The sequence below is a fragment of the Blautia sp. ZXY-1-C6 genome (assembly GCF_056339875.1).
The window spans coordinates 1-2258 of record NZ_JBWJVQ010000015.1 but is presented as its reverse complement, the minus strand read 5'-3'; the positions used below and the strand labels follow the sequence as shown (position 1 = coordinate 2258).

Genomic DNA, 2258 nt, shown 5'->3' with positions numbered 1-2258 from the left:
TGTTGAAGATTCCAATAGTTCTGAAAATGCTGGCAATCCTGTCCCGGAAAGAAATGCAGAAAACAGAAAAACCTCTGCCGAATTTTCCCCCTTCTCCGATGGCGAACTGATTTCTGCATGGAAGATACACCTTGATGACCTGAAGCATTTTCCGCGGCATTACTGTGCACTGCGCAATAACCGTTTTCTCCAGTATGGGCATTATAATTTCGGATATTTGCTTTTAGGACAAAGAAATAACGGACAGTATATCCTCGGCGTTCCCGGCGTTTATAATCAGCAGGAACGCTTTATGGCAAATATGTTTGGCTTTCCTTACTTCAAAGAAAGCAGCTATATAGAGATTCCAAAAATGCGCGGCGGTTACTGGTATCGTTTAATCGATGCCCCGGATTCCCACAGATAAAATCGTCTTTTGAAGAATCTTCTGAAAATTCTGAAGTTCTTCAAAAGTATAGCTTCCATATCCAGGCCTGAGGACTCCATCTGAGTCCTTATAAGCCTGCAGATAATATTCTTTCGCTCCTGCCAGCCACCCGGCGATTTCTTCAAAATCCTTCTGCGTATGCAGTTCCCGTACTACTGTTGTTCTGAATTCATAGTCCAGATTCCCATGCAGCAGAAAATCTGCTGTCTCAAAAATACTGTCCATATCAGGCTTTTCTATTCCGGTCAGATTTCCATAGTTATCCGGACAGGCTTTGATATCCATAGCTACTTTATCGATCAGTCCGGCTTCTGCCAGATGTTTTACAATCTTCGGACGTGAGCCATTGGTGTCCAGTTTAACAGCATAGCCCAGCTCTTTGATTTTTCCCAGAAATTCCTCCAGACCATCTGACAGTGTAGGTTCCCCTCCTGAAATGCAGACCCCGTCCAGAATCCCCTTTCTTTTTTTCAAAAAAGTCAAAAGTTCCTCCTGACTGTAATCCGGCTGTTCTCCGGGAGCCACAACCAATATACCATTCTGGCAGAACGGACAGCGGAAATTGCATCCACCCAGAAATATAGTACTGGCTACCTTTCCCGGATAGTCCAGCAATGTCGTTTTATTAAAGCCACAGATTCTCATTGTTTATCTCCATTCCAATTATATTTTACCGTATATAAATCTGATATATCATTTTATCATCAGGCATCTGAATCCTCAAGTTAAACCACCTATGTTATAGCAATCCGGGCAAAAATCCGAAAAAAAGAACCCTGTTTTACCAGAGTTCTTAATCACATTATTGTTTTGTTATCAGTTCAACTGATAAACCTCAGCAGATTGAAGTCCGAAGCTTAATGCTTCTGAATGGCTGTCACAATAAATATCAACATGTCCATAAGGTGTTCCCAGATCCTCTACTGTGTATACATTTCCGTTGATCAGAAGTTGTGTTCCAAATGGTACTCCCGCCATAGCTACAGTACGTCCTGCTGTCGGAACTGTTCCGCTGGCTGTCAGGTTACCTGCTGTACCGCAGCACTGTGCACAGTTGCAATATGCAGTCAGTGTAAAGTTGCCAAGGTATTTTCCCTGACCGGAAGAACTTTCTGAGGATGCCTGGCTGTCAGATGTATCTTCTGATTCATTGCTGTCAGAGTCTCCCTCATAGAAATCTGCATCGTTCTCTTCGTATGTATCTTCATCATCAGAATCTTCTGAATCTTCAGAAGTATCCTCAAATCCTTCAGTCTCCGAAGAATCCTGACTGTCCGAAGAGTCTTCCTCATAGGAATCTGTATCTTCTTCATAATCATCAGAACTCTCTTCTGCATCCTGTTCCTGTGCCGCTGCCGCCTCTGCTTCGGCCTGTGCCTGCGCTGCCTCTCTGGCTGCTTTTTCCTCTTCTGCCTGCTGCACAAGCTGAGCAATGCTGTTATCTGCATTGTTGATTTCTGCAGTCAGTGCTGCTGCTTCTTCCTGGCTTGCGCTGATCTGGCTTACATAGGAAGAGATGTTATCACTTGTGCTTGCTGCAAGATTCTGAACCTCCTGCTGTTTGGCCGCTCTCTCTTCAAGAAGCTGATCAATAGCAGCCTTCTCTTCCTCAGCAGTTGTTTCCTGATCTTTGATAGTGTTCTGAAGGTTCTCGCATTTCTCCAGCATAGTCCTGTCATACTGGGAAATCTTCGCAACACTCTCTGCATTGTTGAGGAACTCAGAAAGATCCTTAGATGACAGCAAAGTCTCTAATGCAGATGTACCGCCATTCTCATACATATACTGGATGCGGAGCTTCATATCATCATATTGTTTATTTAATGCCTTC

Annotated in this window: 3 protein-coding genes; 1 reads left to right on the top strand and 2 read right to left on the bottom strand. The window is 43.8% G+C overall.

Annotated features, from left to right (window positions below; genetic code table 11):
• Positions 1–406: DUF6128 domain-containing protein (locus tag AC075J_RS00590; RefSeq protein WP_476389839.1), on the top strand; the 406-nt coding region annotated here is incomplete at its 5' end.
• On the opposite strand, the gene AC075J_RS00585 is transcribed toward AC075J_RS00590, so the two are convergent.
• The gene (locus tag AC075J_RS00585) at positions 377–1072 is read right to left on the bottom strand and encodes an anaerobic ribonucleoside-triphosphate reductase activating protein (protein ID WP_008706935.1); all 696 of its coding nucleotides are present in this window, start codon (positions 1070–1072) and stop codon (positions 377–379) included. The two genes, AC075J_RS00590 and AC075J_RS00585, sit on opposite strands and share 30 nt — an antisense overlap.
• A 171-nt stretch (positions 1073–1243) precedes the next feature.
• Positions 1244–2258 (bottom strand): PcsB-like coiled-coil domain-containing protein (locus tag AC075J_RS00580; protein WP_476389838.1); only part of this gene is annotated, 1015 nt, incomplete at its 5' end.

What these genes read in the sequence shown, in the direction of transcription:
- AC075J_RS00585 (WP_008706935.1), bottom strand. Translation starts at nt 1,072, where the DNA reads ATGAGAATCTGTGGCTTTAATAAAACGACATTGCTGGACTATCCGGGA.